Annotated in this window: 11 protein-coding genes and 5 pseudogenes; 13 read left to right on the top strand and 3 right to left on the bottom strand. The window is 56.0% G+C overall.

Annotated elements, in window-relative coordinates:
• Positions 1-109: 109 nt before the first annotated feature.
• A pseudogene (locus RTI30_RS07850) lies at positions 110-256 on the top strand (IS3 family transposase); the annotation flags it as partial.
• Between the two features lie 72 nt (positions 257-328).
• Here RTI30_RS07850 and RTI30_RS07845 read toward each other — a convergent pair.
• A complete protein-coding gene (locus tag RTI30_RS07845; protein ID WP_312260822.1) occupies positions 329-967 on the bottom strand; it encodes an ATP-binding protein in 639 nt (212 codons plus the stop codon).
• A gap of 191 nt (positions 968-1,158) precedes the next feature.
• Between RTI30_RS07845 and RTI30_RS07840 the strand changes: the two are divergent.
• Positions 1,159-1,767: pseudogene (locus tag RTI30_RS07840) on the top strand (IS5 family transposase); the annotation flags it as partial.
• On the opposite strand, the pseudogene RTI30_RS14300 reads toward RTI30_RS07840, so the two are convergent.
• Positions 1,705-2,007, bottom strand: a pseudogene (locus tag RTI30_RS14300) (transposase); the annotation flags it as partial. The pseudogenes RTI30_RS07840 and RTI30_RS14300 overlap by 63 nt on opposite strands.
• 330 nt (positions 2,008-2,337) lie before the next feature.
• On the opposite strand from RTI30_RS14300, the pseudogene RTI30_RS07835 reads away from it, so the two are divergent.
• Positions 2,338-3,261 (top strand): annotated as a pseudogene (locus RTI30_RS07835) (IS110 family transposase); the annotation flags it as partial.
• Between the two features lie 571 nt (positions 3,262-3,832).
• Here RTI30_RS07835 and RTI30_RS07830 read toward each other — a convergent pair.
• A pseudogene (locus tag RTI30_RS07830) lies at positions 3,833-4,383 on the bottom strand (transposase); the annotation flags it as partial.
• 269 nt (positions 4,384-4,652) lie between these two features.
• Between RTI30_RS07830 and RTI30_RS07825 the strand changes: the two are divergent.
• From RTI30_RS07825 to RTI30_RS07780, 10 genes are all read left to right on the top strand, one after another.
• Positions 4,653-5,210, top strand: coding sequence for a hypothetical protein (locus RTI30_RS07825; protein WP_312260820.1), 558 nt, complete (start codon positions 4,653-4,655; stop codon positions 5,208-5,210).
• A 171-nt stretch (positions 5,211-5,381) separates the two neighbouring features.
• Positions 5,382-6,146, top strand: coding sequence for a PilZ domain-containing protein (locus RTI30_RS07820; protein WP_312260819.1), 765 nt, complete (start codon positions 5,382-5,384; stop codon positions 6,144-6,146).
• A 422-nt stretch (positions 6,147-6,568) separates the two neighbouring features.
• Positions 6,569-6,940: a LysR family transcriptional regulator gene (locus RTI30_RS07815; RefSeq protein ID WP_312260818.1), complete on the top strand. Its 372-nt coding sequence runs from the start codon at positions 6,569-6,571 to the stop codon at positions 6,938-6,940.
• Positions 6,941-7,153: 213 nt separating this feature from the next.
• Positions 7,154-9,640: a plasma-membrane proton-efflux P-type ATPase gene (locus RTI30_RS07810; protein ID WP_312260816.1), complete on the top strand. Its 2,487-nt coding sequence runs from the start codon at positions 7,154-7,156 to the stop codon at positions 9,638-9,640.
• A 221-nt stretch (positions 9,641-9,861) separates the two neighbouring features.
• Positions 9,862-10,173: a hypothetical protein gene (locus tag RTI30_RS07805; RefSeq protein ID WP_312260814.1), complete on the top strand. Its 312-nt coding sequence runs from the start codon at positions 9,862-9,864 to the stop codon at positions 10,171-10,173.
• A 9-nt stretch (positions 10,174-10,182) separates the two neighbouring features.
• Positions 10,183-11,403 (top strand): 2,3-bisphosphoglycerate-independent phosphoglycerate mutase, encoded by a 1,221-nt coding sequence (gpmI, locus tag RTI30_RS07800; protein ID WP_312260812.1) that lies wholly within the window; start codon positions 10,183-10,185, stop codon positions 11,401-11,403.
• 24 nt (positions 11,404-11,427) lie between these two features.
• On the top strand, positions 11,428-11,778 hold the full coding sequence (locus RTI30_RS07795; protein ID WP_312260810.1) for a carboxymuconolactone decarboxylase family protein: 351 nt from the start codon (positions 11,428-11,430) through the stop codon (positions 11,776-11,778).
• Positions 11,771-12,835: a thiamine pyrophosphate-dependent enzyme gene (locus RTI30_RS07790; RefSeq protein ID WP_312260808.1), complete on the top strand. Its 1,065-nt coding sequence runs from the start codon at positions 11,771-11,773 to the stop codon at positions 12,833-12,835. Before RTI30_RS07795 ends, RTI30_RS07790 begins: the two co-directional genes overlap by 8 nt.
• Entirely contained in the window at positions 12,832-13,827 is a 996-nt protein-coding gene (locus RTI30_RS07785) for an alpha-ketoacid dehydrogenase subunit beta (RefSeq protein ID WP_312260806.1), read from the top strand. Before RTI30_RS07790 ends, RTI30_RS07785 begins: the two co-directional genes overlap by 4 nt.
• A partial coding sequence (locus tag RTI30_RS07780) for a 2-oxo acid dehydrogenase subunit E2 (protein WP_312283588.1) occupies positions 13,824-14,767 on the top strand: 944 nt, incomplete at its 3' end. The genes RTI30_RS07785 and RTI30_RS07780, both read left to right, overlap by 4 nt.

Genomic DNA, 14,767 nt, shown 5'->3' with positions numbered 1-14,767 from the left:
GCCCGAAACTCCTTCGGGTACGGCGGTACTTTCCTAGTCATAACATCCTCCTCGATCCATTGTATCCAATCGGGAGTGTCCACAAGACCTAGGCTACCTCATTGAGCAGAACCATCGATGCTTTGGATATCGCCGGATCCAGGCGCTCTTGGCTCGGAAGTGCCATGTCGTCTCCGAGATAGTCGTTCGGCGCCTGATGCGGCAGGAGCAACTGGTCGTGGCGACAAAGCGGCGACGCTACTGCTCCTACCAGGGATAAATTGGTCCGTGTCACCGGCCGGCAGAATGGCGCCACTGAAAAGTGTCGAAATCGGGGTCTCGAACGGGGTCAAGATTGGGCGATTTTTGCCCCTTTTGCAACCGGCTTTTTGGGCACCTCGGGTAGGGGTTGGGGAGCACGGTAACTCTCGCCTTCCAGGATGAGTCGATAGGCGCCGTGGCGTAGCCGATCGATGGTGGCCACCCCCAGCATCCGGTTGGCTGGGAAGACATCTCTCCATTCGCTGAAATCCAGATTGCTGGTCACCATAGTAGTCGCCTGCTCGTACCGGGCACCGATGAGGTCGTCGATGATGAGCAGAGAGACCTTGGCCAGTTGGCGGAAGACCCGGTCGTAAGTACCGGTGGCCCTGGCGGCATGGAGAGCTCCCGCGAGGGCGCTTTGGCTCATGAACCGGACATCTACTCCCTGGCGGATGGCGCAATGGCCCAACGCCTGGGCCAGGTGGCTCTTGCCGGTACCGCAGGGGCCGACGATGAGGACCGGGGCCTTTTCCCGCAGGTAGCGGCCGGTAGCCAGGTTGTGGACCAAGCTTCGGTTCAAGCTCGGCTGACGATCGAAGGCGAAGTCTTCGAGGGTCTTGTGGTTCCGGAACTGTGCTTGGCGTAAGAGGGTGTCGAATCGCTTCTGGTCCCGTCGGGCGATCTCATCCTGGAGCAGCAGCGCGAGGAATTCGGTGTAGGCCAGTTGCCCGTCGATGGCCTAGCGGTTGCGCGCCTCCAGGCTTTCCAGAATGCCGGACAGACGGAGGGCGCGAAGGGAAGACTGTAACTCGTGGGTCTACACGAACCCGAGCGGGTGACAGAAGCGCTCCGACAGATCCGCGAGTTCTACCGCATCGAGGAAGAAATCCGGGAGAAACAACTGACCAGACAGGCGAACCGGGGGTGCCGACTGTCTTCACCAAGAACCGGGAGCGCTTGCTGGACAACGGTACCGTGCAACGGTTTTTCCAGACGGTGGTGGAGCAGGCACGTAATCAGGGTCTGCTTTCCGAGGAACACTTCTCTGTGGACGGTACCTTGCTGGAAGCCTGGGCCTCACAGAAATCCTTTCAGCCCAAAGATCCTGAGGACCGGCAAGGTGATGGCTCGGATTTCCGTGGACAAAAACGCAGCAATGAAACCCACGCTTCGATCACCGATCCTGATTGCCGCCTCTACAAGAAGGCGCCAGGAGATGCCTCGCGGTTGAGTTATCTGGGGCACGTGCTGATGGACAACCGGCATGGGCTGATTGCCGGGGAGCAGGTCACCACGGCGGATAGCACGGCAGAGGTGGATGCCGCTGTACAGCTCATCGATGATCTGGGTGGCGCGGAGCGCATTACCTTGGGAGCAGACAAAGGCTATGACCGGCACGAATTCGTGCAGGATCTACGGGACCGCAACGTCACGCCCCATGTGGCTCGCAAACGCAAGGGATCAGCGGTTGATGGCCGGACCACCCGTCACGTCGGGTACGCCATCAGCATTCGCGTGCGCAAGGGTACCGGGCAATGAGCCGGGCATCGGCCCTTCCGTTTTAGCTCGGGTCAGCTCGGTCTTACCGAAGGCATGGATCTGGGCTGGGTTGACCACACTGATCAGGAGCTGCTGTTGCGCCAGAAAGCATGCCAAATTCCGTCCGTAGGCGCCGGTGGCCTCCATGCATAGGTGGGCCTCACGGGCCTCATGTTGGTCCAGCCAGGCTACGAAGCGCTGGTGACCTGTGGGATCATTGGGAAAGGCTTTGCTGCGATATTTCCCTTACGGGGTCAACAAGGCTACATCAAACTTGGTCTTGGCAACATCGATGCCGACAAAAAAAGTGGGTTCAGTCATATCGATCTCCTTGCAGAAGATTGTGGCGACCTACGGACTATGCCGGTTCATCCTTATCTGTGCAGGCTCATGCCTATGGCAGGCCTTGGATACCGACCGAACATGCTGGCAAAGGTGAGGCAAGTGATTAATCTCCCAAGCAGGATCAGGTCCTTAGACGAGTGTCAATCTTGCTTGCCTCGCTCCGGGGATCAGCCGAAGGGTACCAATCCACACGGACTGGTTCCAAGACATAAGACGGGCGAGATTCATCGCAAGCAAGTGCGACGTGGCAAATTGCTCGAGTTCTTTGTGAACCGCGATCCCGGCATTGTCGCCATGGAAGCTTGTGGTAGTGCCCACTACTGGGCGCGGGAACTGGGCAAGCTAGGGCACGAGGTGCGCTTGATCGCGGCGCAGTTTGTGCGCCCTTTCGTCAAGACTAACAAGACCGATGCGGCAGACGCAGCGGCGATCTGGGAAACTGTTCAGCGTCCTGACATGCGCTTTGTCGCCGTCAAAAGCGAGGAGCAGCAGTCCGTTCTGGCCTTGCATCGCATGCGGGAACAGTTGGTCAAGATCCGGACTATGCAGGTGAATGAGATTCGGGGGCTGCTCTATGAATTTGGTGTAGATCTTCCCCAAGGCCGCGAGAAAGGTCTCAAGGAGATCCCCGGTGCTCTCTCGACGTTGGAGGACAGGCTATCGGCCGTGGCACTAGAGACCTTCCGGCGTCAGATCCAGCGGCTGGCAGAATTCGACAAAGACATAGCCGATATCGAGAAACGGCTGAGGCTATGGAAAAAGGACCAGGAAGCGGTGGCCCGTTTGATGGCGATCCCTGGCGTGGGGCTACTCACTGCCACGGCTATCGTGGCTACAGTGGGGAATATGAAGTCCTTTCGCTCTGGTCGGGAGTTCGCGTCGTTCTTGGGGTTGGTTCTACGGCAGACCGGTACTGGCGGCAAGATTCGACTGTTGGGTATCAGCAAGCGCGGAGATACCTATCTCCGAACCCTATTGGCCCATGGGGCGCGAGCCGCGGTGAATTGCCAGACCAGGGGTCGAAATCCCTGGATCGACAAATTACGTTGTCGGCGGCCCCACAATGTGGTCGTCGTAGCACAAGCCAATAAAATGGCTCGAACGATCTGGGCGTTGCTGGCCAAAAACCGCTAGTATGACCCGAATTACAAGCCAATGGCGGTAGCCGTCGCCTGATTACACGACGATAGTCGAATAGGCATTTTTATAGTTTCACAGTTGCGCAGGTAGGCACGATTGATGGCATAACAGGTCAGACCGGGGAAGGGAGAGCCTGGATCAAACTTGTCCCAAAAAAGGACGCAATAAAGATAAGGTCCCTTTCAGCGGATTTCATCAGGGCCAGCAGGAACCTCCTGCATAACAGGCCGGATATAAGGCAGCACTTTGACCTTACCGTCATACATCGAACGTCGACTTGCTCAAATGGAGGCATCCATATAAGGATGATGAGAGAAAATCGGAAAGAAAGGTCGGGTGATACTTGTTTTCTCTGACCGGCAATCTGCCGATTCTGGTACTAAAAAGTACCTCGATCAACCCCCAAAATCAGACAACACGGCATGAAGAAACCCGCCGAGGCTCGAAAATGGATTTTTGAGCCGGTTTCTCACCCTATTGTAGGCTTTTATGCCCTATTTTCTGACCTTTGGACGCATTACGTCCCCAGAAAGGCCAAATGGCGCATGTTGTAGACCACTACCATCTGCCGTCGCTTTGCCGGCTTCCAGTCGGCAGGCATGGCATCCTGCTCCAAGACTTCTTTCTCTTCCCGGGTAAAATGCTGCTTGGGGGCAGGCACCAAGGTGGCATCCACGATCTGCCCCGCACGAGCCTTCAGGCCATGAGCACGAATCTGTCGGTCCAACTCGTTGAACAGGGCCGTGACCCCTTCCCCCCAATCCGATTCTCAAAGTTCCAGATTGTGGTCCGATCCGGAATATTGCGGGAAGGCTCGAGGCCACAGAAGCGCCGGAAACTGCGACGATTCAGCAGTTGAAACTCGGTCTGCTCGTCAGAAAGGCCGTGCAAACGTTTGACCACCAAGACCCGAACCATCACCTCGGTGGGATAGGGAGGACGCCCACCCTTGGGCTGCTCTGGACGGGGAGCGATCTTCTCTACCGCTTGCGCTAAAGGAGCGAAGTCGACTACCACCTTGATCTTCTGCAGCGGATCCCCAATGGTATCCACCTTCTGGACGTAACCGTCATCTGCCAACAGATCGTTCGTCACCGCAGTCCTGCGAGCAATCATCCCGTCTACCCCATTGCGTCCAGCCTGTTGCCTTTCTACCAAAATTGGAGTGAGCATGGGGGTTATCGAGGCGCCCCAGTAACGTAATTGCGGGGTCACGGATTCAAGACAATAGGTCTCCTAAAGGCCAAAATTGATAAATATCAATGTAAAAAAATCTTGCAATTGCTATTTTTAGAAGCAATTTCATAATCATGATCAAATAAACCTGTAGACTTGATCGTGTCGCTTATCCCAATTACCATCTTTGGAGCGATGACTAAAAAACAATGAAAACAAAAATACCGGCTTCTTTTTTAAATACGTTATCAGGTTTGGTTCGTTATAAAAATAACTTTAATGATATCTATCATATGATAATCATAATAATAACAACACTTTTTGCAGCATTAAGTTGTCTCGCCTCGCCGGCAGCGCGCGCCTCAAGAACGCCAGTATTAATTGCTACTATAGCTGATGGTGATAACATTATTAGCTCTCGCTTAGGGTTGGTGGAGACCGTAGTATTCTATGAACATCACGGAATACAAAAATATGTTGGTCCAGAAAGTGAAATAAGCTTTTCGCACAATTCAGATTATACTTACGAATCGCGCACAGGAAATATACCTACAGGAGCAAACTTTATCATTTTTGGCGGATCCAAAGAGCAGCCAGATGAACTTCATTTGATATATAAAATCGCCAAGATTGGCGAAAATATCCCCGGCAAAAATACTTTATTGGAACAAGCAACTGGATATGAGGCATTTCAACTTGGGGTTCATCAGAGCGTCACCATCAACCTCCCAGATGGTTACAAACTAACGCTCTACAGACAGTCATGAGATTCTCGTGCGGTTGCCATGCACAGCCTGAATGGACCGCCAGAGATCCGAGAGAGCCTTGTGTGGCTCGAATAACCACAAATTTCTGCAGAGACAACAGTGTAAGTCATTTATATTCTCTTTGGTGGATGTTTACCAAATTACATACTTCATAATTTGATGGGTAACTAAATGAAAACAAACAATCACTCTAGTCTTGCTTTGCTCTTACCGCTGCGGTCGGGCATGGACCTGGCATCATATATGCAGCGTTTTATATCGGATTTCAAAATGTGTACGGGACTTTTTGAGAGCCAAATCTGCAACAGAGGAGGAGGTGCTGCCGTCATCTTCTCAGCTGACGTCAACGATAATGGGAACCCCTACATTTTTGAGGGGTGCGACAACCAGTTAAAAAATCTTATCCTCTCGCCCGCGCGCAATAAGGTTCAGGAAGATAATGCCTACCGGCGTGCCTTGCTCGTCATAAAACAAGGTGGCTTTATCAGCATGGGATTGTCGAGCTTTCTATATCGTCAGCAAGGACAGGAACATTTTTCCGTCCCCAGCGTAATATACCAGCGCAATGACCGAAAAGATAAAAGGATCCCTATTGATGGAGACATACTGCTTCGACATCGGGATGGGCAGTCCATTGCAGGAAAACTCCGCGATATCACGCCATCCGGTATCAGTTTTTACGCTGACAAGGCGTTTGCCTCTGGAGAGATGTTTTTAGCGAGTTTCGAAGTCCTGTCCTGTGCTATAACCTGCGAAACTATAATAACGGTCGCCCATTGTAAACCATCTCTTGAAGGAGGAGTAAACCGTTATATTATTGGTGCCCAGATGCAACTAGTCGCAGCTCAAAGAAAGAAGGCAGAACAGCTATATCTTTGCAGAAAAAAGGCTTTTATGAAGCTTGTCTCCAGGTCGTCCAGATTTATTAATCAGTAGGGGGCCTCGAAAAACCCATCTCGCCAAAACTCTGGTGCTGTTGAATCAATGAGCTGCGCTGTTGTCCGTGCAGAAATTTGGGGTTATTAGAGGTGCCCGGTAATCATCAAAAATGGAGACGAAAAAACCCGTGCCCATTTGGATTTTATAGGATTGTGGTAAGCCAGGTGTACTATTTTGCACGGCTCCGTGAAAATCATGAGCACCCAGAGATGCTGTTGCACCAGTAGAATTGTACCACATTTTAATATCTGTATATCATGTGAAGAACAGTGTGCGCAAAGGGTGGCTGCATGGATAAAACGAACAGTGTAACTGGCGATGAAGGATGTGAAACATGGCAGCTCTGCAAAAATCCAGAGCGGAGCCTAGCAATGGCAAAGCTATCGGACCAATAGAAGTTATGATAGAAACTATCGGCTATGGCGATATCTACTCCTTCCTTGGAGCTCCTCGAGTCCTTTCTCGCTCTGGCAGAGAGCGGCAGCGTGAGCAAAGCCGCGCAAATCCTGCACCGGAGTCAGCCAGCCATCAGTGAACGACTGCAGAGACTGACGGAACTGGCCGGGGAGCCCCTCTATTACGGGATGGGTCGCGGTGTTCGCCTAACGGCAGCGGGGGAAGCCTACCTTGCCCCTGCCCGCCGCCTCCGGGATCCCAAGCGGGAATGGTCAGACATGGTGCAGCGCCGGCGGCAGTTTGCAAGTAGGTGCGCATGGAGCACCACAGGCCGGATCGATTTGGAGAGTCGCCATCGCCGTACGCTTTGTTCCTGTAGGACAGTAAACCCATAGCGGTGCTCGCAGACACCGGGCTACCCATTCGCCTGCTCCGTCAAAAATAAGCTATAATCCTCCGATATAGGGCCACCTCGAAAAACCTCTTTTGGGTAATTCTCGTAGACGCAAAATCAACGGGATGCTGATTATTTCTTGCCGAAAATAGGGTTTTTCGAGGTGCCCATAGAACATATGTCACATACCAGCGGTTAAGGGAGGGCATGACAGATGGCCACCGAGAAAAATCCACCATCCATTGCGGAAACGCTGAAGCAACTGCAAAGTAGTGCCGCCGGTCTTACGCAGGCAGAGGCGAAGGAACGCCTCCTGCACTATGGTCAAAATGCGCTACAAGAGAAGAAAATCAGTCCGTTGCGGCGGCTTTTTGGCTACTTCTGGGGACCCATTCCGTGGATGATCGAGGTGGCCGCACTGCTCTCTCTTTTGGTACAACATTGGACAGACTTAACCATCATCGTGCTTTTGCTCTGCTTCAATGCTGCCATTGGTTTCTGGCAGGAGTACAAAGCCGCTAACGCTCTGGAGGCGCTGAAGAATCAGCTGGCTCTCAAGGCGCGGGTCTTGCGCGATGAACAATGGGAAGAGATCGCTGCCAACCAATTGGTGCCAGGCGATGTCATACGTATCCGCCTAGGCGACATCGTGCCAGCGGACGTCCAGCTCTTGGACGGAGATTATCTTAGCGTCGACCAATCAGCGCTTACTGGTGAATCTTTGCCGGTGAGCAAGAAAACTGGCGATCTTGGCTACTCGGGGACTATCGTTAAGCAGGGCGAAATGCTAGCGGTAGTTACTGCCACCGGCATGCACACCTTTTTTGGCAAAACGGCAGGATTGGTACAACAAGCGGGTGCCGTATCGCATTTTCAAAAGGCGGTACTACGGATTGGGAATTATCTTATTTATATTGCCCTTGGTCTCGTTGCTATACTGATTACCGTAGAACTCTTCCGCGGCGAATCCTTTTTGATCTTGCTGCAATTTGCCCTGCTGTTGACAGTGGCCTCCATTCCCGTCGCCATGCCAGCGGTGTTGTCGGTAACCATGGCCCTGGGCGCTCTGAAGCTCTCGCGCATGCGTGCCATCGTTACTCGATTGGAGTCTATCGAAGAGATGGCAGGCATGCAGGTCCTCTGCTCGGATAAAACCGGCACCCTGACCCAGAATCGCCTGACCCTGGGCGAGATCGAGACAGCAGCTGGGGTAGACAAGGACGATGTACTGCGCGCGGCTGCCCTGGCTTCCAAGGCCGAGGATCAAGACAGCATCGACCTTGCCGTACTCGCGGCGGCAGGCAATCAGCAGCTTTTAGGCGGCTGGCAACAACAGCATTTCATCCCCTTCGACCCCGTCGGTAAGCGCACCGAGGCACAGGTTCAGGCTCCCGATGGTAGCGTCTGGACGGTAAGCAAAGGCGCCCCGCAGGTGATCCTCGGGCTCTGCCGAGGCTTGGCGCCGACACAGCTACAGACGCTGCAAACGCGGATCGAGGCCCTAGCGCAAAAGGGTTTTCGCACTTTGGGCGTAGCACGCAAGGCAGCAGATGTGGCAGATTGGGAGTTTTTAGGCATGGTCCCCCTCTTCGATCCACCGCGGGAGGATTCCAAAGATACCATCGCCCAGGCTCAAGCCCACGGCATCTCGGTAAAAATGGTGACCGGCGACAATGTCGCCATTGCCAAGGAAATTGCCGGCGAGCTGGGGCTGGGGACGGGAATCCTGCCCGCCGATCAAATCTTTGCCGAGCATGCCGATGTTCGCCAGAGCGTCCCTGAGCTACGCCAAAAAATCGCCGCTGCCGATGGATTTGCCCAAGTCTTCCCTGAACACAAGTATGGCATCGTCAAGGCACTCCAAACAGAGGGGTACTTGGTGGGGATGACTGGTGATGGCGTGAACGACGCCCCAGCCCTCAAACAGGCGGATGTGGGGATTGCTGTTTCCGGTGCAACGGATGCGGCGCGGGCGGCGGCCGCCTTGGTGCTGATGGCCCCCGGCCTGAACGTCATTATCAGCGCCGTCGATGAGGCACGACGGATCTTTGAGCGCATGAACAGTTATGCCATCTACCGCATCGTCGAGACTATACGCATTATGGTTTTTGTGGTCCTCGCCATGCTGGCATTCAATTTTTATCCCATTACGGCGATCATGATCATCCTTCTCGCCTTCTTCAACGATGTTCCCATCATGGCCATTGCTACCGACAACACCTGGCTCGATTCCAGGCCGGTACGCTGGGACATGCGACGGGTACTGACCGTATCGACGGTGCTGGGGTTGATTGGCGTAGTAGAGACCTTTGGCATGATGCTTATTGCCATGGATCTCTTTCACATGGACATCCCGCATTTACAAACGCTGATTTTTTTGAAGCTGGCGGTTGCCGGGCATCTCACCCTCTTCATTGCCCGCACGCGCAAGCCTTTTCTTCAGCAGCCTTGGCCATCGGCCACGCTCCTTTGGTCTGCCATTGTCACCAAGGCTGCCGCCACCCTCTTTGTGGTCTACCCCATGGGATTGGTGCCATCCATCAGCTGGGCAGAAGCCGGTGCGGTCTGGGGCTACTGCATTATCTGGATCTTTATCGAAGACTGGGCCAAGCTGCGGGTGTATAAGCACTTAGAATTCAATACGCCGCGGCATTGGCGCTTTTTGCGCATCTTGAGCAAACCTTTGGGACCGGTCGCGTGAGCGTTGCAGACAGCGTCCAACCTGCCGCTAGGGGCCCGGAAAGCAAGCCTAGCCCCAAGCTTACTCCCGACACCCCCGCATTCTTCTGCTATAGTAAATGTATCATCGGATTCTCTTATATCTTTATTGGAAAGACGCAGGGTTTATCCGGTAGGCGCCCCGAATAGGTACAGAACTTGTCTGCACTTGAGGGGCAATGGCTCGCAGAGGAGAAGGATGCCGTGCAAACGCAATCCGCAGCAGCACCGCAAAAAAATGTGCTCTTGGTGATTTTTGACGGCTTTGGCCTGAATCCCAATCGCGCCTTCAACGGCTGGGCGCAGGCGCGCACGCCGCATCTGGACCACTATTTCGCGAGCTACCCCCATACTGCTCTGCAAGCTTCGGGACGGACGGCAGGCTTGCCTGACGGGCAGTTTGGCAACTCCGAAGTCGGGCACCTGACCTTGGGCTCTGGCCGGGTGCTCCTCCAGGATCTGGTACACATCTCCGAGAGTCTCGACGATGGCAGTTTTGCGAAGATCCCTGCCTAGTCAGATTTTTTGCGCGACCAGAAACGACTCCATCTGTTGGGTATGGTGTCTGACGGAGGGGTTCATTCGCAAATTGCGCATCTGCTTCAGATCTTACCGTTGGTCGTACAGGCGGGAGTGGAGCCCATCGTGCATATGATTACGGATGGTCGCGATACCGCGCCGCAATGCGCAAATCGTTACGCCCGCGCCGTGCTGGATTGTCTTGCGACCTTGGGGCGGGGATGCATCGCGACGGTCTGTGGCCGCTATACGGCAATGGATCGGGCCGGCCACTGGGATCGTACCCAGCAGGCCTGGGAGGCCCTCATCCAGGGTAAGGGTGCAGTGGCAAACGATCCGGTCGCCGCCATTCACGCTGCCTGGAAACGTGGCGAGACCGATGAGTTCATCCAACCCACCGTCATCGGTGATCCAAGCCAACACCGCACGGGTGAGCAGGTCTTTTTCTTCAACTTTCGCTCCGACCGCATGCGGCAACTCAGCGCGACTGTGGGCATGCCAAATTTTGCAAGCTTTGATCGCGGGAGCGAAGGCGCACGCCCGGTGCTCTGCGTGACCTCTTACAACGACGAATTTCCCTTCCCGGTACTCTTCCCGCCACAAATCCCGGAGCAGGTGCTCGCGGAAGTCATCAGCGACGCCGGGCTAGGTCAGTTTCACTGCGCCGAGACCGAGAAATATCCCCACGTTACCTATTTTTTCAACGGCGGACGGGAAGAACCTTTCCCGGGAGAAGATCGCGAGATCATCCCCTCGCCGCAGGTGGCAACCTATGATTTGCAGCCAGAAATGAGCGCGCCGCAGGTGGCGGATCGCGTCATTGCCGCCCTCGAGAGCGGTCACTACGCCTTTGTGCTGGTGAACTTTGCCAATGGCGATATGGTGGGCCACACCGCCAAGACCCCTGCCATTTTGCGCGCGGTGGAGACCCTCGATCTGCAGTTTCATCGGGTCGTGCAGGCGGCAATAAAAGCCGGTTTTACGGTGCTGCTCACCGCCGATCACGGCAACTGCGATGAAATGGTGGATCCGGTAACTGGTTTGCCGCACACCGAGCACACTGTCTACCCCGTGCCTTTCCTGTACATTGGCGAACCTGCCGTGTCTTTGGGGATTGGCCGTGGCATTGCCGATGTCGCCCCCACCGTCCTGCAACTGCTGGGGCAACCTCAGCCCAACGCTATGACCGGGCACAGTATTCTGCTCCCTTCCGATCCTCCAGCCTGACCTTCAACCGCAAGGAGAACACGTATGACCGCAACGGACCGTTTACACGAGATTCATGTGCTGCTGGACCGCCTCAAACAGGATTATCCTGCAGAAATCAATTCCTTTCTGGGCTTTATGGGCAAAGCCGAAGGTAATCCGGCTTTGAGCACAGCCGAAAAGGAATTGATCAACATCGCCCTTTCCGTGGCGGCACAATGCGAGTGGTGCATTGCCTTGCATTGCCGAGGGGCCATTGCCGCAGGCGCGAGTCGTGACGCCATCATGAGTGCCGCTTTCCAGGCCGTGCTCATGCACGGCGGTCCCGCCCTCATGTACCTCGTACCCCTTTCCCAAACCCTCGATGAATTACTTTCGGAGCCTCAGCATGGATAGCACACAGAAACTTGCCCTGTTGCGCGATATGTTGCGTGCCCGCGCCTTCGAGGAGGCCGCGGCCCAAGGCTATGCCGAAGGCAAAATTGCTGGATTCCTGCATCTGTATCCCGGCGAGGAGGCCATTGCCGTTGGGGTGCTGCATGCGGCGGAACCCGGCGACTATGTCGTCAGCACCTACCGCGAGCACGTGCATGCCCTAGTACGCGGCATTCCCGCCCGGCAGATCATGGCCGAGCTATATGGAAAAAAGACCGGGGTCAGCGGCGGTATGGGTGGTTCCATGCACCTCTTCGATCGTGAGCGGCGTTTTCTTGGGGGCTATGCCATTGTCGGCGAGACCTTCCCGATTGCCCTGGGGGCAGCCTATGCCGTGGCCTACCGGCGTCTGCCGGAAGCGGTGATCTGCTTCTTTGGTGACGGCGCGGTCAACCAAGGAACTTTCCACGAGAGCCTGAACATGGCCGCGCTTTGGAAGCTGCCGATTTTGTTCGTCTGCGAGAACAATCACTATCAGATCGGCACGGAAATCCATCGCCATTCCGCGATTACCGACGTCTACAAACGGGCCTGCAGCTATGGCATCCCTGCCGAGCAGGTCGATGGCATGGAGGTACTGGCGGCGCATGCCGCGGCGCAACGCGCCCTGGAGCGGGTGCGCCGCGGCGATGGCCCACAGTTTCTCGAGCTGACCACCTATCGCTTCCGTGGCCATTCCATGGCCGATCCCGGCAGTTATCGGCCAGAGGTGGAGGTAAAGGCCTACGAGGCAGCCGATCCCATCTCTGCCGCCCTGCACGAGGTCCAGCTGCGCTATCCGGGCACCGCGGACTTGGCCGCTGGCGGCAATGACTGCCTGCAGCGCTACAGCGACCACTGTTGCCAAGAGGGTCATCTGGACGAGGCAGCGCTCGCGCGCTTGCAAGCAGAGGTGCAGGCAGAAATCGACGATGCCCGGCGCTTTGCCGAGGAGAGTCCGGAGCCCAGTATGGAAGAGACGCAGGCCATTCTGGCACGCAACCATCGCCTAGAAACCTTGCTGGAGGCCCAAGCATGAGCGAGATCCTCTATTGGCAAGCCCTGAATCAAGCCCTAGATGCCGAGCTTGCCGCCGACGATGCCGTTTTCACCCTGGGCGAGGATGTGGGCCTCTATGGTGGCACCTATCGGGTCAGCGAGGGGCTGATGGCCAAATATGGCGAGTGGCGCGTGCGCGATACGCCCATCTCCGAAAATAGCTTTACTGGTCTTGGGGTCGGTGCGGCCATGCTCGGGCTACGGCCCGTGGTAGAAATCATGACCATCAACTTCGCTCTCTTTGCCATGGATTCCATCGTCAACATGGCGGCAAAAATTCCCTTCATGTCCGGTGGTCAATTTCCCATGCCCCTGACCATCCGCATGCCCGGGGGTATTGCTCGCCAATTGGGGGCACAGCATTCCCAGCGCCTAGAGTCGATGTTCCTGAGCGTGCCGGGATTGCGCATTGCCGTGCCTAGCACGCCTCAGGACGCGTACTGGCAACTGCGGCAGGCCATCCGCAGCGATGATCCGGTGATCGTGCTCGAGCACGAACTGCTCTACTTCAGCAAGGGCGAAATGGATACCCATGCCAGCGCGCCGCCCCTCCATCAGGCGTTGATCCGCCGCAGGGGTCGGGATCTCACCTGTATCAGCTACTCGCGCATGCTGCCTCTCGCCCTGGAGGCGGCGCAAGCGCTGCATGCCGAAGGCATCGAAATGGAGGTCATCGACCTGCGTAGCCTCTCACCCATTGACTGGAGCACCTGCGTCGAGTCCGTTCAGCGCACTCATCGCTGTCTAATTGTGGAAGAAGACTGTCGCTTCGGCGGCGTGGGCGGAGAGCTGGCTGCAGAATTACAGGAGCGCTGCTTCTATAGCCTCGATGCACCGATCCAGCGGGTGGCTGGGCTGGATATACCGACTCCCTTCAACGCGAAGCTCGAGGCGGCGAGCATCCCCCGGCAGGGGGACATTCTGCAGGCCGCCCGCGCTGTGCTCAATCTCGTCCCAGGAGAATCTTCATGAAGCAGCCAATCCTCATGCCGGTGCTTTCCGATACCATGCAAACGGGGCGGCTGACGCGTTGGAACAAATCCGTGGGCGATCCCGTCCACAAGGGCGAGGCGATTGCCGAGGTAGAGACCGACAAGGCGATTCTCGATGTTGAGGCCTTTGCCGATGGTTTCCTTGCCGGCCCCTTGGCACCAGTAGAGGAAGACATTCCGGTGCGCCAGCCCATCGCTTATCTGGTCGATAGCCCTGCGGCAAGCCAGGCTGCGGGGGACTGCGCGACGCTACAGAACGTAGCAGCCAGCACGGGGTCCGCCGCTGCCCTACCCCAAGCCTCTGCGTCTACTGCAGCGCCGCCAACCGCAGCTACTGCACCAGAATCACCTACGCCCACTCCGATGATGCCAGAGAGTGCTTCCGCATCCGTTCCTCCATCTGCTCCACCCGAAACCCCGCGCCCGGCTCCCGCCGCGTCCAGCGCGAGAAATCTGCCACACTCCGCTGTCCGTGCCTCGCCCTACGCCAAGGGTCTTGCCCGCGATCTGGGACTCGATATCGAGCAAATCTCACCGGGTCCCGACGGACAAATACATGCGCGTGAGGTCTTGGCGGCGGCTCTGGCTCCCCGCCCCATTGACCTGCGCTATGGTCCGCCCCATCAAATTGGCAAGCCCAGCGTCCTGCGCGAGGCAGTTGCTCGTAACATGCTGGCGGCAGCTGCAATACCGAGTTTTCGCATCAGTACGCGGGTGGATTTGGATCCGCTACACTCCCAAGGTAAAAAGCTGGGGCTCAGCTTTACCTTGGCGCTCACCCGTGCCTGTGCCCTGACGGTAGCGGAAGATCCCTGGTTCAATGGGGTCTGGACGCCAACAGGCTGGGTCTCGCGGAGTCGGGTCGATGTCGGCATTGCCGTCGATACCGGCGCTGGTTTGATTACTCCGGTGCTACGAGA

Source organism: Candidatus Igneacidithiobacillus taiwanensis (assembly GCF_031962545.1).
In the GTDB taxonomy this organism is placed as follows: Bacteria; Pseudomonadota; Gammaproteobacteria; order Acidithiobacillales; family Acidithiobacillaceae; genus Igneacidithiobacillus; species Igneacidithiobacillus taiwanensis.
This window is presented reverse-complemented; position numbering and strand designations above follow the sequence as displayed.